The sequence below is a fragment of the Sideroxydans lithotrophicus ES-1 genome (assembly GCF_000025705.1).
In the GTDB taxonomy this organism is placed as follows: Bacteria; Pseudomonadota; Gammaproteobacteria; order Burkholderiales; family Gallionellaceae; genus Sideroxyarcus; species Sideroxyarcus lithotrophicus.
Window position 1 is genome coordinate 2,632,516 of record NC_013959.1, and the last position, 20,012, is coordinate 2,652,527.

The 20,012-nt window shown below is 57.6% G+C and carries 22 protein-coding genes; 1 reads left to right on the plus strand and 21 read right to left on the minus strand.

Annotation, left to right across the window (positions count from 1 at the left end; genetic code table 11):
* The 18 genes from SLIT_RS15395 to SLIT_RS13030 form a co-directional block, all read right to left on the minus strand.
* Nucleotides 1-1,056, minus strand: a complete 1,056-nt coding sequence (locus tag SLIT_RS15395; RefSeq protein WP_013030714.1) for a tetratricopeptide repeat protein — start codon at nt 1,054-1,056, stop codon at nt 1-3.
* A complete protein-coding gene (locus tag SLIT_RS12950; RefSeq protein WP_013030715.1) occupies nt 1,053-2,009 on the minus strand; it encodes an ExeA family protein in 957 nt (318 codons plus the stop codon). Before SLIT_RS12950 ends, SLIT_RS15395 begins: the two co-directional genes overlap by 4 nt.
* 5 nt (nt 2,010-2,014) lie before the next feature.
* The gene (locus SLIT_RS12955; RefSeq protein ID WP_013030716.1) at nt 2,015-3,697 is read right to left on the minus strand and encodes a secretin GspD/PilQ domain-containing protein; all 1,683 of its coding nucleotides are present in this window, start codon (nt 3,695-3,697) and stop codon (nt 2,015-2,017) included.
* Nucleotides 3,694-4,107 (minus strand): hypothetical protein, encoded by a 414-nt coding sequence (locus tag SLIT_RS15400; RefSeq protein ID WP_013030717.1) that lies wholly within the window; start codon nt 4,105-4,107, stop codon nt 3,694-3,696. The genes SLIT_RS12955 and SLIT_RS15400 overlap by 4 nt, the downstream gene beginning before the upstream one ends.
* Before the next feature lie 11 nt (nt 4,108-4,118).
* Nucleotides 4,119-4,796 (minus strand): type II secretion system protein GspM, encoded by a 678-nt coding sequence (locus SLIT_RS12965; RefSeq protein ID WP_013030718.1) that lies wholly within the window; start codon nt 4,794-4,796, stop codon nt 4,119-4,121.
* Nucleotides 4,793-5,422 (minus strand): PilN domain-containing protein, encoded by a 630-nt coding sequence (locus tag SLIT_RS12970; protein ID WP_013030719.1) that lies wholly within the window; start codon nt 5,420-5,422, stop codon nt 4,793-4,795. Before SLIT_RS12970 ends, SLIT_RS12965 begins: the two co-directional genes overlap by 4 nt.
* Nucleotides 5,419-6,357, minus strand: coding sequence for a type IV pilus biogenesis protein PilM (locus SLIT_RS12975; RefSeq protein ID WP_223293802.1), 939 nt, complete (start codon nt 6,355-6,357; stop codon nt 5,419-5,421). Before SLIT_RS12975 ends, SLIT_RS12970 begins: the two co-directional genes overlap by 4 nt.
* Nucleotides 6,358-6,388: 31 nt before the next feature.
* Nucleotides 6,389-6,538, minus strand: a complete 150-nt coding sequence (locus SLIT_RS16140) for a hypothetical protein (protein WP_013030721.1) — start codon at nt 6,536-6,538, stop codon at nt 6,389-6,391.
* Nucleotides 6,538-10,143: a DUF6701 domain-containing protein gene (locus SLIT_RS16145; protein WP_013030722.1), complete on the minus strand. Its 3,606-nt coding sequence runs from the start codon at nt 10,141-10,143 to the stop codon at nt 6,538-6,540. Before SLIT_RS16145 ends, SLIT_RS16140 begins: the two co-directional genes overlap by 1 nt.
* Before the next feature lie 12 nt (nt 10,144-10,155).
* Nucleotides 10,156-10,599: a hypothetical protein gene (locus SLIT_RS12985; protein WP_013030723.1), complete on the minus strand. Its 444-nt coding sequence runs from the start codon at nt 10,597-10,599 to the stop codon at nt 10,156-10,158.
* Between the two features lie 7 nt (nt 10,600-10,606).
* Nucleotides 10,607-11,485, minus strand: a complete 879-nt coding sequence (locus tag SLIT_RS15405) for a PulJ/GspJ family protein (protein ID WP_013030724.1) — start codon at nt 11,483-11,485, stop codon at nt 10,607-10,609.
* The gene (locus tag SLIT_RS13000) at nt 11,485-11,976 is read right to left on the minus strand and encodes a type IV pilus modification PilV family protein (RefSeq protein WP_013030725.1); all 492 of its coding nucleotides are present in this window, start codon (nt 11,974-11,976) and stop codon (nt 11,485-11,487) included. Before SLIT_RS13000 ends, SLIT_RS15405 begins: the two co-directional genes overlap by 1 nt.
* Nucleotides 11,966-12,457 carry a pilus assembly FimT family protein gene (locus SLIT_RS15410; protein ID WP_013030726.1) on the minus strand — a complete coding sequence of 164 codons (492 nt, stop codon included), beginning with the start codon at nt 12,455-12,457 and terminating at the stop codon, nt 11,966-11,968. The genes SLIT_RS13000 and SLIT_RS15410 overlap by 11 nt, the downstream gene beginning before the upstream one ends.
* 218 nt (nt 12,458-12,675) lie before the next feature.
* Complete coding sequence (locus tag SLIT_RS16355) at nt 12,676-13,050, minus strand: type II secretion system protein (protein WP_013030727.1); 375 nt, start codon at nt 13,048-13,050, stop codon at nt 12,676-12,678.
* A gap of 195 nt (nt 13,051-13,245) precedes the next feature.
* Nucleotides 13,246-13,863, minus strand: a complete 618-nt coding sequence (locus SLIT_RS13015; RefSeq protein ID WP_013030728.1) for a hypothetical protein — start codon at nt 13,861-13,863, stop codon at nt 13,246-13,248.
* A 91-nt stretch (nt 13,864-13,954) separates the two neighbouring features.
* A complete protein-coding gene (locus SLIT_RS15420) occupies nt 13,955-14,548 on the minus strand; it encodes a type II secretion system protein (protein ID WP_013030729.1) in 594 nt (197 codons plus the stop codon).
* Nucleotides 14,545-15,786, minus strand: a complete 1,242-nt coding sequence (locus SLIT_RS13025; RefSeq protein ID WP_013030730.1) for a type II secretion system F family protein — start codon at nt 15,784-15,786, stop codon at nt 14,545-14,547. The genes SLIT_RS15420 and SLIT_RS13025 overlap by 4 nt, the downstream gene beginning before the upstream one ends.
* Entirely contained in the window at nt 15,786-17,489 is a 1,704-nt protein-coding gene (locus SLIT_RS13030) for a GspE/PulE family protein (protein ID WP_013030731.1), read from the minus strand. Before SLIT_RS13030 ends, SLIT_RS13025 begins: the two co-directional genes overlap by 1 nt.
* A 92-nt stretch (nt 17,490-17,581) precedes the next feature.
* On the opposite strand from SLIT_RS13030, the gene SLIT_RS13035 reads away from it, so the two are divergent.
* Nucleotides 17,582-18,142 (plus strand): tRNA (cytidine(34)-2'-O)-methyltransferase, encoded by a 561-nt coding sequence (locus SLIT_RS13035; protein WP_013030732.1) that lies wholly within the window; start codon nt 17,582-17,584, stop codon nt 18,140-18,142.
* On the opposite strand, the gene SLIT_RS13040 is transcribed toward SLIT_RS13035, so the two are convergent.
* The 3 genes from SLIT_RS13040 to secB are packed head-to-tail and all read right to left on the minus strand — an operon-like array spanning nt 18,118 to nt 20,008.
* Nucleotides 18,118-19,107 (minus strand): NAD(P)H-dependent glycerol-3-phosphate dehydrogenase, encoded by a 990-nt coding sequence (locus tag SLIT_RS13040; protein ID WP_013030733.1) that lies wholly within the window; start codon nt 19,105-19,107, stop codon nt 18,118-18,120. The two genes, SLIT_RS13035 and SLIT_RS13040, sit on opposite strands and share 25 nt — an antisense overlap.
* Nucleotides 19,107-19,541, minus strand: coding sequence for an SH3 domain-containing protein (locus SLIT_RS13045; protein WP_013030734.1), 435 nt, complete (start codon nt 19,539-19,541; stop codon nt 19,107-19,109). Before SLIT_RS13045 ends, SLIT_RS13040 begins: the two co-directional genes overlap by 1 nt.
* Nucleotides 19,541-20,008 carry a protein-export chaperone SecB gene (gene secB, locus SLIT_RS13050; protein ID WP_013030735.1) on the minus strand — a complete coding sequence of 156 codons (468 nt, stop codon included), beginning with the start codon at nt 20,006-20,008 and terminating at the stop codon, nt 19,541-19,543. The genes SLIT_RS13045 and secB overlap by 1 nt, the downstream gene beginning before the upstream one ends.
* Between the last annotated feature and the right edge of the window lie 4 nt (nt 20,009-20,012).

Consider the following 20,012-nt stretch of genomic DNA (forward strand, 5'->3'; position numbering starts at 1 on the left):
TCACAGCTCCTTGAGCTTGTTCTGCACGAATGCCTGCAACTGGGGAGTCAGACTGCTGGTGGCGAGTGCACGCTGATAGGCAACGCGAGCTTCATCGTTGCGTTGCAACGCCTGCAATGAGATCCCCATGCCCATCCACCAGATACCGCCATTGGGCACCAGCCTCAGGGCAACCCGGTAATGCGCAACTGCCTCTTCATGCTGATTCAGGCGCTGGAACAATGCAGCCACGAAGGCCTGGTAATCGGCTTGGCCTTCGGCATATGGCAAGGTTTTCTGCAATGTCTTCAGGGCCAACGGCACATCGTCGCGAGCCACCTGCAAGCGCGCCAGCTGCATGGCAAACAAGGCGTCGTGCGGATCATGCCTCAGGCCCTTTTTCAGTACACTCTCTGCCTCGTCGTTGCGTTTGAGGTTGATCAGCAGGGCGACCCATGCACGCCGGGCTTCTTTGTACGACGCGTCAATGAGCAGCACATTCCTGTAGCCCGCCAGCGCATCGTTCGTTCTTCCCTCCTGCAAAGCCAGATTGGCTTTGCCGAATTCGTTTGCCGCACGCTGCTGCGGACTGACCGTCTTGAGTTGCTGAATCTCCGGATCTTCTGTTGGCAAATCCCCGGCATTCCCGGCAAGCTGTTGCGCCTTCCGTTTGCGATTGTGGCGTTTGGGCTTCTCTACCTCGGGTGCCGGCTCCACTTGTTCTTCGTCCCCCACCTCCAGCAGGGGTTTGCCATGCAAGCCGTCCGAAGACTGAAGCACAGAGGGCTCGCCACCTGCCATGACTGGTGCTGGAGCGCTCGCCGGTACCGCATTGGGATCCGTCGCAACCGGATTCGATGGTGCAACTGCGATGACAGCGCGTTCAGGAACAGGTGCCGGGCGCTCCATAAACCACCTGACTCCCGCCAGCACCACCACCAGCGCCATTGCCAGGAACGCATAGAGTTTCACATACGACCGTTTGCGCGGCGGAACTGCCCGGATCGCGATCTCGCCCAATGGCGCGTTGGAGCCCCGATTCTCCAGCTCATTCAATACCTGATTGATGAGGCTCATCGCAGCCAGATTCCGAGCGCGGCCAGAGCAGACAGCGCGAGTGCGCCCATCCCCCACCAGACCCATACCATCCAGTCCTTGCGGGACTCCGGTGTGTCCGCGGCAGCCTTGCGAACGTGGCGCATTTGCACTTGCTGGCGGCCTTCTGCATAGGCCAGCATCAATGCCTTGTGCGCGATGATGTTGGCCAACCTGGGAGTCCCGCGTGTAACTCGCTGCATCAGATTGACGGCGGCCGAAGTGAACAAGGTCTCCCCCTTATAGCCCGCCACTGCCAGACGGTGGCGCAAGTACCTGTCCATCTCGTCGCGATGCAGCCCCTGAAGCTGGTATTGGAAACTGATGCGCTGGCGCAACTGGCGCACCGAGTCATGCTTGAGGCGCTCATCCAGTTCGGGCTGTCCGAACAGCACCACCTGCATCAGTTTGCGCTTTTCGGTTTCCAGGTTAGTGAGCAGGCGCAGCACTTCCATGCTTTCCAGCGGCATCGCCTGTGCCTCATCCAGGCAGACCAGCACGCGCTTCCCTTCGCGGGCAAAATTAAGCAACGTGATCTTCAACTCTTTCAGCAACTGGTGCTGATCGATTTCGCTGCTTACGTCAATGCGAAATTCCTCTGCCAGCGCCAGCAACAGGCTGCGCGGTTCAAGATAGGGATTGGGGATGTAGGCGGTGATGAATTTTGCCGCATGGCGTCCGCTGACACCGCCGTCCTGGGTGCCTATCGCGGTGGTGGTTTCACGATCGCTGCTCAGTGTCGCAAGGAATTTTCGGCATAACAGAGTCTTGCCATTGCCGACCTCGCCGACGATCTTGATGAAGCCTTCGCCGGTGCGCGCCGCCACCAGCAAGGTATTCAAACCTTCCTGATAGTTGGTGCAGGCAAAGAAGAAACTGGTGTCGGGCGTAAGCGAGAATGGCGGTTCGCGCAAGCCGAAATGCGCCAGATACATGGTGCTTATCTGGCGAAGCCGTTTATCCGGTCGCGGCTGCCCGCGATGTCGGCCGACCAGTCCTTGTCGCTGTCCACCACGGTCGGCTTCAACAGAATGACCAGCTCGCGTTTCTCGGTATGTTTGCTGGTCTGCCCAAAAATAGATTTCGGCAGCCCCGGCAAACCGGAATCGTCGTTGACCTCGGCCTGGCGCATCAACCCGCCGATCGCAACGATCTGTCCATCGCGCGCGCGCACGATGCTGTCAGTTTCCGAGACAGAACTGGATGCCAGCGGCAGATTGAAGATATTGGACACCCCATTGGAAGTCCCCAGATCGACCGTCTTGTTCACGGTCGTGACCGTGCTGACCGAGGGATGCACATGCAGGATGATCTCGTTGTTCTCGTCGATGACTGGCGTCACATCCAGTGCGATACCGGAAAAGAACGGTTGCACCTTCACCGTTGGCGAAGTACCGGCAATCGCTGTCGTTGCTTGCGTACCGCCAGTTACTTCAGTCACGAAAAACTCGTCCGTGCCCACTTTCAGAACCGCTTTCTGGTTGTTCAATGTGGCGATGCGCGGGCTGGACAACACATGGACATTCCCTTGCGTCTCCAGGAAATTAAGCAGCGCGGCAAAGTTGCTGGTCTGGAAAGCCAGGCCAAACAATGAACCCGCCACCGCACTGGAGGGCAATAACGATGTTGCCGTTGGCAATAACGATGCGCCCGGCGTCGAAGTCAGTGCCGTATTCGCCAAAGTGGATGCAACTGCCCCGCCCGGTGACAATGTGCTTCCCGGACTGCCTATCCCCGCGGTCACATGGCTATTCGGGCCATTCTTGAACACCCCCCAGTTCACACCGGACTGGAACGAATCGTTCAATTGCACCTCGACGATCTTGGCTTCAAGTATGACCTGCCGGTCTATGGAAATTTGCGAGGCCTTGAGGTAAGCGGCCACATTCTTCAACTCGTCCGGCATGGCCCGAATCACGATCACGCCCGACATCGGGCTGATGACCACACTGCGGCCTTTCTCGTCACCCACGATCGCTTTCAGCGCCGCAGACAGTTCGCCCCAGAAATCGGTGCTGGTTGTCATGGTCACTTTGCTGCTGTCGCGGTTGCTGTTTGTACCGGTCGCTGCCGTAGCCGGCATGCCCTGCGTAACCGCGCTATCCGCAACCGAACCTGAAGCCACGCGCAAGGAAGACCTGCCGTCACGCTGGCCGGTCAAATAACTCACCTGAAAGATCCTCGTCTGCAGGGTCAAAGGCTGGATGTAAATGCGCGTGCCATCCACCTTGTAGTCATATCCATACATGTCGCGTATCGCTTCAAGCGCGTCGAACACGGTCACATCCTTCAGGTTGAGCGAGATGTTCCCGCTGACGTCGGGATGAACCAGCACGCTGTAACGCGTACCCGAGACGATCGCCATGAAAACCTGCTTGGCCGGCGTATTGTTGACTGCCAGATCGAATTTGGTTTCCAGAGGCTTGCTGTCGAGTTGTGCCGGCGGCAACGCCAGCGGGGGCAAGAGCGCCTGATCCACGGCTTCCGGCTTCGCAGCCTCATGCGACTTGACGGCAGCATCCATCTCCTGGTTGATCTTTTGTGCTGCCAGGTTCTTGGTGTTGCCGCCCGTCGCACAGGCCGACAACAGCAACACCGCCAGCATTACCGATACTCGTTTCATTTGACTCCTCCTACAGCTTGCTCGGGCGGATTCGTCTGCCCTGATGCTTTCACCGGTGCGCCACTCATTTGCTGCACCGTCTCGTTTTTCTTGATACTCACTTTTGGAAACAGCTCCATCACGCGTCGGCCATGCGCGTTCTGCAATACCACGCTGCTCTCTCTCACCTCGACCAGTCTTGAATCGCCCAACTTGCCGCCCAGGCTCACCGTCTCACCGTTGATGATGGCCGCGCGATAATGCGGCGCAATGATGATGGACTGCAACCCCTGCGGTGCAGGCTCGACTGGCACAGTGTCCGCGGTGCTGTCCGCGCCACCTGTGCCGTAATTCAAGTCGATAGAAGGGCGCGTCGGGTCCGGCAATGACTCTGCCGCCGCGACTTGCAACGCGCACATTAACAATGCCATCAAGGGCAACCTCAGACCTGGAGCCATGTCTTATCCAAACTCAGGGTGTACAGGGTCAAGCTCAACTCCACGGTAGGATGGTGGATCACGTCCATTTTTGCCACCCCCCAGTACATCTGTGTAGGCAACTTCTCCAGCGCAGTCAGGTACTGCAACAGGTCGGCATAGCTGCCGCGCACGGTGATCGTCACGCCGTGCTTGTATATCTGCTTTTCCGGCCCCGTTGCCTGGGCATGGACGGCATCACCCGATGGTTCTATCAGCAAACTTACCGGCAGGGTATTGAGCGCAACCAGCTTCAGGCGGTCGTTCCTGTTCAGCACCTGTTCCAGCAATTGCGCCATTTTTTCCGGCGGCACCAGCTTGTCGCGACGCCCTTTCAGATAGGCGTCCCCGTCGGCGATCTGCTGGCGCAACACGCGGATGCGCTCGCGTTGCGGCGAATTGGCATCGGCCTGTTTGGCCTGCAGCAGTGCAGCTATCTGCGCCTCGGTTTCCTTCATTTTCTCCTGTTGCTGGATGACCTGGGCGGAAAGTTTTTTCTGCTTGTCCAGCAACGGCTCAAGAAACAAGGAGTCGATCAGAGACACCGCCAGGAATGCAGCAGCCGCGAAGATCAGGGCGCGCTCGCGCAAGGACATGCCATCCACCTTGACGATGATCTTGCCGATTTTCTCCTGCAGCATCATTTCCTTGCCTCGTCGGGTATCGCAGTCGAGCGAAGATTGAATTCGACATAGCGCGGTACGGCCCGATCGCCGTCTTTCTTGGGCTGCTGCATCTGCAGAGTCGAAAACGTCTTGCCTTGCATGACTCTTTCCTTGCCCAGGCGCTGGATAAATGACGGCACCAGTTGCGGATTCACCACTGCCCCGCTCAAGCTTATCTGCGTGCCATCGCCGATGATATCGAACCCAGTGAGCCACAACCCGTTTATCGACTGCCGGGCAAAAGCGCGCATGTATTCCGAATAACCCTGGGTATTGCCGATGGCGCCACTCTTGAGCATCGCCAGCACGGCCTCTTGCGATTTCGCCTGCGCTTCGAGTTGTTTCAGTTGCTCATCCAGCATCTGTGCCGAGCGTTGCAACGAGAACTCATTGGTGAAATTGGCAAGTCTCGCCTGCTCGGAAGCATAGCGCTTGCTCATTTCTTCTGCCTGTTTCGACAATTGGGAAACCTGGTATACCGCGTAAGCATAGAACACCGTCGAACCCAGCACGATCAAGCCCAATGCCTGCAGCATCGTGGCCACAGAAAAATACTTCTTCTGTTTCATGAAGATCGGGTTGAACAGGTTGATCTGCTGGCTCATAGCGTCTTCTTCTCCTGACGCAATGCCGCACCCAGCGCAGGCAAGGCATAACTGGCGAACTCACTGTCCGCCAGCTCGGGTACGGCAAAGATGTCCATCCCCTGGGCAAGATCGAGCATTTCGACCGACATGCCCAGACTGTTCGTCAATAACTTGTCCAGCCCGACCGAAGCCGGTGCCGACAGCAATATGCGATTCACCGGGATGTGGTGGAATTGGCGATCGAAGTAATCCAGCGAGCGCTGCACTTCCAGTTCCACACGATCCTGATATTGCTGACACAGATTCTCGTCGGCATCCTGTAACTGCCCGAATGTGACCTCGATCCGGCGTGCCAGGAACAACTCGCCATCGCACGTGATGGTGAGCAAACCCCCGTCATCACCGAACGTCAGCATGGCAAGCCCGCGCCCCTCCATCTCGAACAGCATGGCGATATTTCGCTGCGCCGTTTCGGGAATGTCGATCACGTTCAGTTCGATCCTGGCCTTTTCGAACAACTCGATGCGTTTGCGTATCGTCTCGTTCGATGCGGCCACTGCATAAAGTGATTGCGGTCGATCGCTGCCGTATTTGCTGCTCGGGATCTGCAACACGTCGATGGTCGCATCGTCAACGTGATAGTTGAGCGAATCCTTGATCTTCCAGCGTATCGCAGTCTTCAGTTCATTGACCGGCACATTGGGCGCATCCACCATCATCAGCTGATATTCGCTGGCGGACAGCAGCGTAGTGAATCTGGCGTCGCCAAGCTGGACGTCTTTGCGTACTTTCTCCAGGGCGGTCGCGGACATCTCGGCGAGCGGATAGAACGCACATTTCGTCACCTGCGGGCGCGAACCCATGAACTTGATCTGGGCAACATGGACACCCCGCTTGCCGGTCGTGAGGGCTACCCACCCACCATCGCGGCTGTTTCGCTTAAAAAGCTTCAAAAATTGGGGTATTTCCATAATTAACGCGAACTTAGTTCACTAACTCATTGCTGTCAAGGGGTTTTTTTGCCGCCACGCCGTCAGCAGGCAGACACTCGCCGTCCTGATTCCGACGATCCTCGGTCAGACTGGCAGAATAAGCAGCTTCCTTCAGTCCGATCAATTGTCCATAACCGGACATCAATAGTTTTCCCGGCGATAGATATAGCTATCCTTGGTCTTGTACACCCCGAAAGTCGCAGTACCGGGAATGATCGTGCCCGTACCGGCCGCAAAAGGAGGGTTACCGGGCGAGGCCGGATCGATCGTTGGGGAAATGGTCACTTTGCCTGCCGCATTCGGTGCGCCCAAGTTGATGGTCAGACTCCCCAGGGACAAAACCTTGCTCACCGGGCTCACGGTCACATTGCTCGTACCCGTACCGACGCTGTAACTCGAATTGATTGATGCCAGCCTGGTCACGCTGTCCGTGCTGCTGTTGAGCCAGCCTGTTACGGTGTAGTACTGTGCCGTCGCCATCAATGTCAGCGGCAGCAGCTCCGAGCCATAGGCATTGGATAACTTGATACGTCCGCTTGCGACCTTGACGCCGCCTTCGACCGAGGTCGTCGTCGGATTGACCGCCCGCAACGAAGTCACGTTATCGGTATCCACGGCACGCAGGTAGATGTTGGTCGGCACAGTGGCCACTGCAGCAAAGGTATAGTTCGATGTATTGGTCGTCGCGCTACCGGCAGCGAAGGATGCTGCAGCAACGGTTGGATTGTTCAGCGTTCCACCCGCGGGATTCTGGGTGGTGGTGCTACCCAGCGCATCCCACGCACTCAGGGTCACATCCTTGGCATAGCCTCCCGCATAATTCTGCGTCGTGACGCCGGCTTGGTTCCTGGCGATGACTTGAGTTGTGAACGTCTGGCCCGCGTAGACGAAGCCGTTATACAGAGACGGGCATGTCTGGCCGGTCGGGCATGGCATCGGCACACCAGAGACGGGCAGCACGGCGGTATCGAAATGGTCCGGCACAAAACGCCCGAAGACCGGGGTATTTGCGGTGATGCCGAAATTGCAGCCGTATTTGCCATTGGCATCCTTGGTATTGGAATATGCCGCTGCAGTCGTGCCGCTATTGCAGTCGTTCCTGGTCGGATCGCTGTCGGTGGCGGTCCAGCTATCGTCGTATACGCCGGGGACACGCGGCACCGTGAAATCGGGCGCCTGCAGAGAGAAGCCACCCGCTTCGCTATAGGTAAAACTCGTGCCGGTGGCAATGGACGAAGGCGTTCCGGATACGGCGGCAGAAAATGCGCCGGCCAGCATCCCGGCCACGGTCGCCGGGCTGGCCGGCTGCACGGATGCACTGTTGATCTTCGGTGTGCCGGTATAGCCGCTGGCAAAACCCGCCACGCCCGTCGTCGTCGTCGTCAGGTCGAACAGTCCACTGCCTGCCGTAAAAATCGGTGCGCCTGAAGTGCCCGTATTGGTCGCCATGGTGGAAGTTACCGAGGCAAAGCCGGTCGGACGCACCGAGAACGAATCCGCCGAGCATGCTGCTGCGGTCGAGGTGAAGGCACTGCAGGATGAACTAGTGCATTCTTTTATCACTGCGATCAGGTTCTTCCAGGACGAGTCAAGGGTGAACGAAGGAGACAACTCCGCACCGGGACCGCCTTTGGTGAAGGTCACGATTTGCGTGGCACCAGCCTCCACCGCTGCCGAATTGGTACAGGCACTGTTGCAGGTGCGCGCAGAATCCAGGCCGCACACCGCGGCGCTGTTATCAACCAGTTTGACCTGCGCATACTTGGCTGACACAGCGGAATAGCCGCTGGATATTCCCGTGCCGCTCAACGCCGCCACCCAGAGTTTGAATGGCGTGGCCGGCAGCTTCATGTAGATGTGACCGGTCTGGAAATTCTGGTAGGACGGGACCGTGGAACCGGCCGCCGCAGGATATGCCTCATCAATGGCGGAATAACCGCTCGCTACTCCCCCCGTGACTGGCAGCACGGATTGCGCACAAATGCGCAGGCCACCGATCTCGTGAATGTTGGTGGAACCGCCGGTGGAACCGGTAAAGGATATCTGCCAGTTGTTCGGAACCGGCGCCTGGGTGAAGCCCAGCGCATTCGCCGCAGAATAGATGTTCGGGATGCTGACCAGCGAGGTATAGCCAGCCCCGGTATCGCGGTTGACTGCAACTGCCGTCGCAGCTGCATCGCGCGCATCGACGATGACTTGATAGGAATAACCGGGCTTCGGCGTAGTCGAACCACGATTGTCCACGATCGGGTTCAGCGCAGCAGTCCCCCCCAGCCAGTTATAGCCTGTCAATCCCGAACCCGAACCGCGCACCCCGACGGATTCCGCGATGAAGCCAGAACCGCCGACGCGGCCTTCGGTCGGATTCTGGTAGTTACCGTATTCGTCCAGCGCGACACCGATCCAGCCGCCGGCGAATCCGCTGACATTGGATCCGCCGCCGCCGGCGATGGTCCGCTGCGCATAACCCAGAGAACCGCCGAACGCTCCCGGTGTAGCCGGTACCGAGTAATCGGACAGCGTGACTGCGACGCCGTCAGCCCCGCTGCCGTTGTAGGCGTAATGTTTGAATTCGACCGAGATATAGTTGCCAGCCGCCGGGAAGATGCCCGGCACAGTGGCGGCCTTGGCATTGTTGTTGGTGTTCTCGGTCAAGCGCAGGAAGGTGGATGTGGCATTGATATAGGGCAAGATGCCAAGACCATCGCTGCTTGAAACGATCCAGTTCGAATTGAATATGGGTGAAGGATTCAGGTTGGCGCGACCGAAGTTGTCGCACACGCACGACACCACCACACCGGGCGGAATATTGGCAGGCGGCGTGCAGGCCGAAACGGTATAAACCTGTCCGGTGAAGTTGCCGTTGCCCAAGCCCACGCCGCCCAACGGCGTGCCGCTCGCGTTCATGATCGTATCGTTGTCCATCAGGTTCAGCCCCAGATTGCCGCTACCGCTGCCGGTGCTGGCTGTGACCGTATAAGTCGTGCCGCTACCGGTGACTGCAGTGATGCCCGCTCCGCCCACGCCGCCGGCCTGAACCAGCACGAAATCGGCGACATCCACACCCGTCACGCTCTGGTTGAACACCACCGTCCACGAAACGGCGGTGTTACCCGCAGTAGGATTGGGGCTGGCCATGTTGATGGAAGTGACCGATGGCGCCGAGCAGAATCCTGCACCATAGATGCCGCTGCACGGACCTGTATAAACCACGCCATTGATCGTCAGGGTGGAGCCTGCCGTGATGTCGATCGGCGTCGAGCCCGGATTGAACGTGCCGGTCACCGTGACGTTGCCCGAGATGGTGACACCGGATGGGTTGTTCAAGGTCAAGTTGGCAAAAGTGGTTGTGCCGCTGATGGTTTGCATGGTCGTACCGACCAGCGCTACCGTGCCGTTCGATGCGGTAAAGGTGCCGTTGTTGGTAAAGTTGCCGGTCAGGCTGATCGTGCGATTGTTCTGCCCCACCAGCGTTCCGCCGGCGTTGATCGTGATGTCCGCCACGATATTGGTGTTCGAATCGGCGGTGATGGTAGTGCCACTCGCGATGATCACGGTGGCGCCGGCGGGGGGCTGGCCGTTGTTGCATCCGCTCCAGGAATTCCTGTTGTTCCAGTCCCGGCTGGCGATGCTGGTACAAGTCACCGCACTCGCCGCACCCGCAAAAAGCGACAGCGCCAGGAACAATGAAACAACCCTCAGCACTCCAGGAATGGAAGAAAAACCACGATTCGCAATACAGTTCATTTATCTCTCCAGTTACATCTTTGCACTAACGACGCGTTCCACGTAACCCGGTGTGCCCGGCGTACCATACACCGCAGAAGCGGTGATGTCGTGCGACCAGAACGTCTGCGTCACGCCGGTCGACGGATAGGCCGTATCGTCCACTTGCGAGGCGGCGGTATAGCCGACCGATACGGTGAACGGCGCCAGGCTCCCGCCCAGCGCAGTACCGGTGCCGGGAACGAATACCGGCGCAGCCGTCTTGGCCACGCTGGAATTGACGGCGATGTTGTAGGCCGCCCACTCGATTCCCGCATTGGCCGCCTGATAGGCGCGCGAACCCATTACGTCCATCGCCAGATCCTGGTTCTGGGCGGTCGAAAATGACACCATCGCTGCCCCCAATACCGCCAGCACCACCAGCAGGAAAATGGCGGAGACCAGGCTAAAACCACGATGATATTTGTTCCCTCTCACTTTTCCCTCATGGAATGTTGTTCATGTGTATTTCTTGATACAGGCTCACGCTTTCCCCGCCGCGGGTGATGGTGAGCGAGACCGCCACCAGACTGTTGCGGGCATTGCTGGTGTTATAGACGAAATTGCAGGCACTCACCTTGTCGGCAAGGATCGCGCTCGTGCCGGCCAGCGGAGGCGACGCCTGGTTCGAATTGAAGCCATATGCCCAATAGCGGGTGAGCGTGCCGGTACCGTCGCCATTGGCATCGGCACCCGGATTAAGGCATGCATAGGTCACCGCCTGCTGGTCAAACGGCACTACCTCGAAGCGCCGGCCATCCAGTTCGGAGGAAGCCGGGAACGGCATGGTTGAAGTGATCTTCACAAAGCCATTCGTTCCGACACCCGCAGCAGCGATCATGCGCCGCACACTGTTCGCCGCGGTCACTGCCTGGTAAGGCAGACTACCATCGGACTGCGTGCTGCCGATGACGATCGCATCGCCGTTATTGAAAGTGATGGGCGAACCGATGATCTCGAAGCAGGTGTCCGCCACCGTGAAGTCGAGATCGTCCCCCGCCGCACCGCAACTGCCGCTGCCACCGGCCGGATTCACCCGGTAGCGCCCACCATCCCGGCTCGGCATGAACTCGACATATGACGAACCGGCCGGAGCAGGCAAGCGCACACTGTTGGGCACTGCCGTGTGCAGATCGCGCGCCAGCCTGCGCAAAGCGGTATCCGCAATGTCGGTCATCTCGGCACGGCGCGAGCTGTCCATATAGCCCTGCACCGGCGAGCGCAGGAATATCGCCACCATGCCGCCGATGATGCCGGTGATGACGATCACGATGATCATCTCGACCAGCGTAAAACCGCGATGTAATCCTGGATATGAGCTCATCAGTTCCCTGCTCTGTAGCCTGTCACGTCTATCGTGGCCCCGGTCGGGTCGGCGACAGTAACGGTAACCATCACTCCACTGCCAGCAGTGATCGCCGTTCCGCCCAATGTGGAGATTGGCGTCACAGCGACGCCGGCGATGTTGTAGCTGCCCAGCCCTGCCACAGTCGCATTGGTAGAAAAGTCCTTGATGCCCGTCGTAGTGCTATAGCCGTTATAGTCACATACGGAACTTGCGCCGGTACGTGCCGCATTCGCTCCCAGCGTTCCGGCACATGCAACACCGGACAAATCCTGCAATTTGATCTCTTCCAGCATCGACTCGCCAATCGCCAACGCCTGTTTTTGAATGAGCGGGTCTGCGCTGTGCCTTGTCACCTGATTCATCACCAGCAAGATGCCCACCAGCGCCACACTGATGATGACGATGAACATGATAAGTTCGACGAGGCTGATGCCGCGCTGAAGCAGGGTCGATGTCTTAGTGTACATAGCCGGTCTCTGCTTCGATATGTATTGTAGTCCCGCCTGCAACCACTGACACAGCTGCATTGGGAACCGGCTGGCCAAGCGCATTGAAAGTGACCGTCACCGGTGAAACAGATACGCTGTTCGAGACTGCGCAATTGACATTGCCCCCCGTCAACTCGGCGCCGCAATTTGAGTCTGCCGCTGAAGAGATATTCACACTGACGTTGCGATGCTGAGCAATGGCGGTCTTTTGTCCAAAACGCAATGCTGCCGCGACTTGATCGGCCGCACCGCGCGCCTGAAATGCATTGCTATCGAACAAACGAGGCACTGCGACCGCAGCGAGGATGCCCATGATGACCAGGGTGGTGATCAACTCCGTCAGCGTAAAGCCGAATTGGACTTTCATGCGCGGGCAAAATGGCCGCACGCCTGCGCTGGCGCCGAACAAGTATTCGGCACTCAGTTTGATCACTTCGATTTGACCTGCACTTGAACGCATGTCTCAATGTTTTATTAAAAATTGGGTTTATGCAGATGCAAATTGCAACAGCACCTTAAACCGAAAAAACAGAGGGGGCCGAAGCCCCCATTCTGTTAATTGCCAAGCTCGATTATCACTCTCTACGAGGGGTCCGAGGATGGCAATTCAAGCCAAGTACCTGTTACTACTCTAAAGGGGGCAGATTCGAGCACCCCTTTTAGCTTGGCTCAACATATTCAAATCGCAGGAACATATGCAACTGCAGATGCTGAAGCAAGAGAAGTGTCAGTTACAGTACAGTTCGGAACTGTTCCAGTTACAGTATAGCCAGATGGGAAAGCACCACCCTGCATCAAGGGGCCAAGGGTGGAACAGGCCACACCCGAAGTCGCCATCGATGAGGCATAAGATGTGCTGGATGCGCCCATTGAACGAGCGGCATAATTCACTGAACCCGCAGAAGACAAACCGCCAGCCACACCTTTAACTGCTGCCAATTTTGCATCTGAACTCAAGTCCACAAACTTAGGCAGCGCTGTCGCAGCCAGAATGCCCAGAATCACGATCACCACGATCAGCTCGATCAGCGTAAAACCTTGTTGTTTCTTCATATCAATCTCTCCTAATTGTTTGAGGCCGCAGCCCCGTTTCGCTTGCTCCAAACACCTTGCTCGGTGCCGCAGCACCCAGCCGTGAACAAGCTCATGCACAATGTAGCTAGAATCGTGCCAGAATGCAACCAGAAATTCTCCTTACAGCAATGGGTTAGCGCTGAATTTTAATAAAACAATGACGATTGCCCGACATTAATGTCCAAACCAGAACAACAGGATCACCAAAACGTAAAGGCTTCCGAATACCAGCAGGATGCCTGCTTGCTGGCTATATTTGAAAACGTATTCATCCATGCCCGAGCGCTGCATTTCCATGGGCTTCAGGGCGCGGCGCATCGATACCCAGCGGTTCGCCCCCTGTTCGAAATTGCGCAACAAACTGGGACGCAATAACAGGAACAGACTGATCGCCACCGCGAACATTGCGCCCGTCAAGGCACTCAATGTCAGCGCATCCAGCAATCCGCTCACCAGCTGAACTGGCATTTTGAATGAGCGCGCCAACCCGCCGATCATCTCCGGCCTGTCCATACGCACCGCAAAGAAGTAAAGAATGTAGAGTGCGCCCAGCAACATGAGCGCGCCGCTGGCGCGGCGATGGCGGTAAAAGAAGGGATCAAGCGCGACCGTGCGTTCCAGCGATTGGTCCAGGTGGCGGGTAGACACCCAGCGGTTGAGCAGGCTGTTCGTTCGTTGCAGGCTCTGCGGCCGCAACAGCAGCAACGCGCCAGCAACCATACCGGCAAGACTGCCAACGATCAGGAAGATGACGAAACATTGCAGCAACCAGGATTGGATAAACTGGTTCATATCAAGATCCTTTTCCAAGAGCGGCTGGCCCAAAGCATATCGAAAGATGTGCACACTTCGATTTGTTCAACACAAACCTGTTCCACTTGCATCAGTCCAGCCAATGATAGGGCTCGGTCGGCTCGAACAGCGTCGTAGTGATTTCCTTGCCAGCTCCCGGGCGCCCGAGGATTTGATCATACCCCAGTCGAACATGGAAACGAATCCACCTCCTGCCGTCCTTACCTGGTATGAAATTGTCGGCAATATTTACAGTGTAGATTAATTCATGCGATTTCAGGTCGAACATCCAATGTCCCGGCGAGACCATCTGCGGGGTGGGATCGAAGAACTCTCCCGCGTAATTGCGCGGCTTTTTTTGCAACCAATTGATCGGGTTGTCGGTGGCAAGGGCAGACAGCTCCTTTTCATTGGCCGCACCGCGCGTTTGCAGCGCACTGTAGCGCAATACCAATGCACTTTGCACCGCACTTGCCACTTGCTCCATGGCCGTCTTCTCGGCCTGCTCCTGATAATAGGGAATGCGGCTGAGAAATACCGCCGCCATGATCGCCACGATGGAAATGACGACGATGAGTTCAAGCAAGGTGAAACCCCTACAGCGCGAAGTACCGAGTACAGAGTGCCGAGGCTTACGCTCCCCACTCAGCACTCCGAACTCAGCGTTCAGCACCGGCTTTATCATCGGTGCAACGCCGCCTTGCCCAGATCCCACATCGGCAGGAAGATGCCAAGCGCAAGGATCAGCACCAGAACACCAAGCAGCACGATCATGATGGGTTCGATATTGGAGCTCAGGGTCTTGATCTCGTATTCCACTTCGCGTTCGTACATGCCGGCGATCTCGAACATGAGGCCGTCCATATCGCCCGTCTCTTCGCCCACGGCGATCATTTGCAGCACGGTTGGGTTGAACACACCGGTTGCCGTCGCTGTGCGCAAGATGCTTTCGCCGCGCTCCACGCCATCGCGCATCTGTTCGACACGGCTGCGCATGAATTCGTTATCCACCACCAGCGCCACCGAATTAAGCCCCTGCACGATGGGAATGCCACTCTTGAATGATAGCGCCAAGCTGCGGGCAAAACGTGCCAGCGTCGCTTTCATGATGATTCGCCCGGCGATCGGGATATGGAACTTGTAGCGGTCCCATTTGTAACGTCCATCCACGCTACTGATCCATGACCGGAATGCGACCACTGCACCGACCAGCACCGCCAGCAAGATCGGCCAATAATGCACCATGAAGCCGGAGAAACCCATCAGAATCCTGGTCATCAACGGCAACTGGGCATGAAAGCCCTCAAACACCTTGGCAAACGCAGGAATGACGAAGATATTGACAATGACGATGGCGACAGCCATGGCAACCAGCACAAACATCGGATAACGCACCGCAGACTTGATGCGCTCTTTCATGTCTTTCTCGAACTCGAGATGCTCATATAAGCGCAGGAAAGTGACGTCCAGCATACCCGTCATCTCCCCGACCTGCACCATGCTCAGATAGAAGGGGGAGAATATCTTGGGATGGCGGCGCAACGCAGTGGAAAGCTCGCGCCCGCTATCCAGACTCTCGCGCAGATCCTGCAGCATGGCCGAAAAAACCGGGTTGCGGGATGACTCCTGCAAGCCTGCCAGCGCGCGCATGATAGGCACGCCGGCTTTGAGCAAGGTATACATCTGGCGGCTGAACAGCATCAGCTCCAGTACATCGACCTTATTCTCCTTGGTGAGCCGCTGCCACAGGCCGATCTCGGGATTGCTGCCGCTCCGCACCGCCTGCGTGGTGATCTTGATTTCTGTCGGTGTGATTCCGGTATTCAGCAACTGGTCGGCAACTACGCCGCTATCCGCCCCTTCCAGCGACCCCTGCACCAGTTCACCGCGAGCACTTCTTCCCTTGTAGGTAAATACCGGCATCAGTCTTCCACTTGATTGCTGATGCGCATCACCTCAGCGACAGAGGTATGCCCCTGTTTCATTTCACGCAAAGCTGCGTCGAGCAGGGTTCTACCTTTCAGATGGGCACGCGCGACCTGCATGAAATACGAATTTTCCTCATGCGACGCAGCATCCACCAGTTCCTGCCCCATCTCCAGCATCTCGTACACCCCCATGCGACCGTGGTAACCGGTGCCATTACAGTGCGAACAACCACGGCCATGCCGCAGCGTACCGATATCGCTGGGAGCCACCCCTTCAGCCTGCAACCATTCAGCTTCCTGTGGCGTGGGGATATGCACCTCACTGCAGCTTTCACAGACGCGGCGCAGCAAACGCTGCGCCAGCACTGCCTGTACCGAAGAAGCAACCATATATTTCGGCACCCCCATATCGACCAAGCGGAACAACGTACCCGCCGTATCGCGCGTGTGCAACGTGGAGAATACGAGGTGTCCCGTCATCGCTGCGCGCAATCCGATCTGCGCGGTTTCTGCATCGCGCATTTCGCCGACCAGTATGATGTCGGGATCCTGGCGCAATGCGGAACGCAGCACGCGCGAAAAGGTCAGTTCGATCTTCTCGTTCACCTGCACCTGGTTGATGCCGGGGAGGCGATACTCCACGGGATCCTCCACGGTGATGATCTTCTGGTCGACGGTGTTGATCTCGGCCAGTCCGGCATACAGCGTGGTGGTCTTGCCGCTACCGGTAGGGCCGGTGACCAGCACCATTCCGTTGCTGCGCTGGATGATCTCGCGGAAGCGCTTGAGCATGTCGGGCGGCATGCCGAGTTTGTCCAGCGTGAGGAAGCTGCCGCTCTGGTTGAGCAGACGCATCACCACCGATTCGCCGTATTGCGTCGGCATGGTGGAGATACGCACATCGATCGCTTGGTCGCGCACGCGCATGTTGAATCGGCCGTCTTGAGGCAGTCGCTTCTCGGAGATGTCGAGGCCCGACATCAGTTTCAGGCGCAACGCGAGGGCAGATGCGATCTTGCTGTCGGTCTCGGTTTGCAGGTGCAGGGCACCGTCGATGCGGAAACGTATCTGCAAACGCGATTCCTGCGGCTCGATGTGGATGTCCGAAGCCCGTATCTGGGTCGCATCATCGAACATGGTCTGCAGCAATTTCACCACCGGCGCTTCTTCGAGCCCGACCGAATCGCTCAATGAGCCGAAATCGATGTAGCTGTCACCCAGCTCTTCCGAAACTTCGCGCGCAAGACCGGTGATCTCCTCGGTGCGGCGGTAGACCCGATCAATGGTTTCCAGCAACTGGCCTTCCGTGACGACGGCGACATCGATATCGCGTTTTAACAGGCGCGCAATCTCGTCAAAGGAAAACAGATCGGTCGGGTCGGCCATGCCGACCAGCAGCGCCCCGTTGCGCTCTTCCAGCGCCACAGCGCGGAAACGCCGCGCCTGGTTCTCCGGCAGACGGCGGACGATCTCGAGATTGACGTTATAGTATTTAAGGTTGATATAGGGAATATTGAGCTGCTTGGCGATAGCTTCGGATATCTGGTCTTCCGAGACGAAAGCGTTATCGACCAGCACGCGGCCCAGCTTGCGGCCGCTACGTTTCTGCTGCTCCAGCGCGAACTGGAGCTGATCCAGCGAAATGAGTTTCTGCTGCACCAGCAGATCGCCTAAGCGGATTTTCTCCGGACGCGCCATAATTCCCCCTTGTGACTTTCCATACCCTGGTTGACAGGGACGGAAGTTAGCCGTTTTTCCCTGTACTGACAAGCCTTCTGAGTGTTTTCTTCATGTTCAACGTGATCCTATACCAGCCCGAAATCCCGCCCAATACCGGCAACGTCATCCGCCTGTGCGCAAACACCGGGGCACATCTCCATCTGATCCGACCTCTCGGGTTCGATCTTGACGACAAAAATCTGCGCCGTGCCGGACTGGACTATCACGAGTACGCAAGTGTTCGGGTATACGACACTCTTGTCGAATGTCTGGACACCTTGCCCCTCGCTACCGCCCTCCCCCACCCTAACCCTCCCCCCGGGGGAGAGGGGACAAGCGTCTCGCTACGCGAACTGGCCGATACCCGGCGCGCGTTCGCCTTCACCACCAAGGGCTCGCATCCGTTCAATGAAGTGCGCTACCAGCCGGGCGATGCATTCCTGTTCGGACCGGAAAGCCGCGGACTACCCGCTGAAGTATTAGCAGCATTCGTGCCTGAGCGGCGGTTGCGCTTGCCGATGCTGCCGGACAACCGCAGCCTGAACCTGTCGAACACGGTGGCGGTCACCGTGTATGAGGCCTGGCGGCAATGCGGCTATGGGGGGAGTCAGTCGAATTCGTTGCCGGGCTGACGGCTGAGCAGCGCTTCCACCGCCTTGTCAGCTGCGAGATTCTCGTACAGCACGCGATACACCGCTTCGCAGATCGGCATGTCAACGCCGAGACGCTGGGCAGTGAGATGCACCTCGCGCGCCGTGTAGACGCCCTCGGCGACGTGTCCGAGTTCGTTGAGGATGTTGGAGAGCGATTTGTGCTGCGCAAGCAACATGCCGACCTGACGGTTGCGCGAGAGATCGCCGGTACAGGTGAGGATCAGGTCGCCGACACCGGACAGTCCGCCCAGCGTCTCTGCGCGTCCACCCATCTGCAACCCCAACCGCGTCATTTCGGCCAAACCGCGCGTGAGCATGGCTGCGCGAGCATTGAACCCCATCTGCATGCCGTCGCAGATTCCGGCAGCGATAGCCAGCACATTCTTGACTGCACCGCCAATTTCTACTCCTACTACATCGGTACTGGAGTAGATACGTAAACGGGAATGATGCAGGTTTTTTGCAGTGTGTTGCGCAAACTCTCCATCACTGGAGGCCAGCGTCAATGCAGTGGGCAGGTGGCGCGCCACCTCCTGAGCGAAACTGGGGCCTGACAGCACGCCTCGCGGAAAGGAAGGCGGCAAGATATCAGTGACTATCTGGTGTGGAAGCTGCGATGTTTCGCTCTCGAATCCCTTGCATACCCATATCACAGCGACCGGAGATGGCAACCTGGCGATCTGCCGCAGCGTACTGCGCAAAGCCGCAACCGGAACTGCAACAAGGACCAGCTCGACGCCGGTTAGCGCTTCATCGAGATCGGCAGAAAGCTTGAGCTCAACAGGAAGATCGATACCCGGCAGATAGCGCTGATTGCGTCGGGAACCTCGCATCGCTTCGATCTGCCGGGTATCGCGTGCCCACAGCGTCACTTGGTGACGCGGGGCAAAACTGACTGCCAATGCAGTCCCCCATGCACCGGAACCCAATATTGCGACTTTCATCAGTCGCCCCACACGTCGGTGGACTTCAGGTAACCGACACTCCCGTCCGCATGGCGCACCTTGATCCAGCCGGTACCAGTATTAGCCAGCCATTCCAGGCCGAGTTGCTGGGCAGCCTTGAATACCACCTGAGAGTTTTCGGTCGGGTCACTCCGTACGACAGCAAGCGGTACAGTGACCATGACATAGCGTTTGTTGCTCAAATTTCGTTTCTCGATCCAGTACAATTTGCCCGAACTGTCTCGTACTTTGACCCAGTTGGCCAGATCCACCACTTCCTCCAGCGGCAGGTAGCGCGTGGCGACGAACAACTTTTTCGCCTTGAGTGAATTGGCATCGTACAGGATGGCAGGTTCTGCAACGGAGACGAAATCGAAGGCGAGGGAAGACTGGCTCGCACCCAACAGCATCAGCGCTGTTGCCAAGCGCTTCATCAGTGTTTGACCGCCTCAGCAGCCTGCGCCTGTTTTTGCTGTTGGTACATCGCCTCGAAATTGATCGGATTGAGCAGCACAGGCGCAAACCCGCCACGCACTGCCACATCCGATACGACTTCGCGCAAATATGGATAGAGGATGTTCGGACAGGCGACCGCCAGCACCGTCTCCATGTCTTCCGCCGGCAGATTGCGTATCTGGAATATGCCCGATTGCCTGGCTTCGATCAGGAACATCACCTTGTCCTTTTCTGCCAGCTTGGCTGTGACCGTAACGGTGACAGTGACATCGAACACCCCCTCTTCCAGCGGGGTGGCTTGCGTATGCAATTGCAGGTCGATTTGCGGATTTTCGCGCTCCAGAAAGATCCCGGGTGCGTTGGGAATCTCCAGGGACAGGTCTTTTACATACAGCTTCTCGATATTGAAGATGGGTTGCGCATTCGGTTGTGCCGCCTCAGTCATAGCT

Excerpts from the sequence above, each read along its gene's own strand:
- SLIT_RS15395 (WP_013030714.1), bottom strand. The coding sequence starts at position 1,056 with ATGAGCCTCATCAATCAGGTATTGAATGAGCTGGAGAATCGGGGCTCC.
- SLIT_RS12950 (WP_013030715.1), bottom strand. The coding sequence starts at position 2,009 with ATGTATCTGGCGCATTTCGGCTTGCGCGAACCGCCATTCTCGCTTACG.
- SLIT_RS12955 (WP_013030716.1), bottom strand. The coding sequence starts at position 3,697 with ATGAAACGAGTATCGGTAATGCTGGCGGTGTTGCTGTTGTCGGCCTGT.
- SLIT_RS15400 (WP_013030717.1), bottom strand. The coding sequence starts at position 4,107 with ATGGCATTGTTAATGTGCGCGTTGCAAGTCGCGGCGGCAGAGTCATTG.
- SLIT_RS12965 (WP_013030718.1), bottom strand. The coding sequence starts at position 4,796 with ATGATGCTGCAGGAGAAAATCGGCAAGATCATCGTCAAGGTGGATGGC.
- SLIT_RS12970 (WP_013030719.1), bottom strand. The coding sequence starts at position 5,422 with ATGAGCCAGCAGATCAACCTGTTCAACCCGATCTTCATGAAACAGAAG.
- SLIT_RS16140 (WP_013030721.1), bottom strand. The coding sequence starts at position 6,538 with ATGTCCGGTTATGGACAATTGATCGGACTGAAGGAAGCTGCTTATTCT.
- SLIT_RS16145 (WP_013030722.1), bottom strand. The coding sequence starts at position 10,143 with ATGAACTGTATTGCGAATCGTGGTTTTTCTTCCATTCCTGGAGTGCTG.
- SLIT_RS15405 (WP_013030724.1), bottom strand. The coding sequence starts at position 11,485 with ATGAGCTCATATCCAGGATTACATCGCGGTTTTACGCTGGTCGAGATG.
- SLIT_RS13000 (WP_013030725.1), bottom strand. The coding sequence starts at position 11,976 with ATGTACACTAAGACATCGACCCTGCTTCAGCGCGGCATCAGCCTCGTC.
- SLIT_RS15410 (WP_013030726.1), bottom strand. The coding sequence starts at position 12,457 with ATGCGTTCAAGTGCAGGTCAAATCGAAGTGATCAAACTGAGTGCCGAA.
- SLIT_RS16355 (WP_013030727.1), bottom strand. The coding sequence starts at position 13,050 with ATGAAGAAACAACAAGGTTTTACGCTGATCGAGCTGATCGTGGTGATC.
- SLIT_RS13015 (WP_013030728.1), bottom strand. The coding sequence starts at position 13,863 with ATGAACCAGTTTATCCAATCCTGGTTGCTGCAATGTTTCGTCATCTTC.
- SLIT_RS15420 (WP_013030729.1), bottom strand. The coding sequence starts at position 14,548 with ATGATAAAGCCGGTGCTGAACGCTGAGTTCGGAGTGCTGAGTGGGGAG.
- SLIT_RS13025 (WP_013030730.1), bottom strand. The coding sequence starts at position 15,786 with ATGCCGGTATTTACCTACAAGGGAAGAAGTGCTCGCGGTGAACTGGTG.
- SLIT_RS13030 (WP_013030731.1), bottom strand. The coding sequence starts at position 17,489 with ATGGCGCGTCCGGAGAAAATCCGCTTAGGCGATCTGCTGGTGCAGCAG.
- SLIT_RS13035 (WP_013030732.1), top strand. The coding sequence starts at position 17,582 with ATGTTCAACGTGATCCTATACCAGCCCGAAATCCCGCCCAATACCGGC.
- SLIT_RS13040 (WP_013030733.1), bottom strand. The coding sequence starts at position 19,107 with ATGAAAGTCGCAATATTGGGTTCCGGTGCATGGGGGACTGCATTGGCA.
- SLIT_RS13045 (WP_013030734.1), bottom strand. The coding sequence starts at position 19,541 with ATGAAGCGCTTGGCAACAGCGCTGATGCTGTTGGGTGCGAGCCAGTCT.
- secB (WP_013030735.1), bottom strand. The coding sequence starts at position 20,008 with ATGACTGAGGCGGCACAACCGAATGCGCAACCCATCTTCAATATCGAG.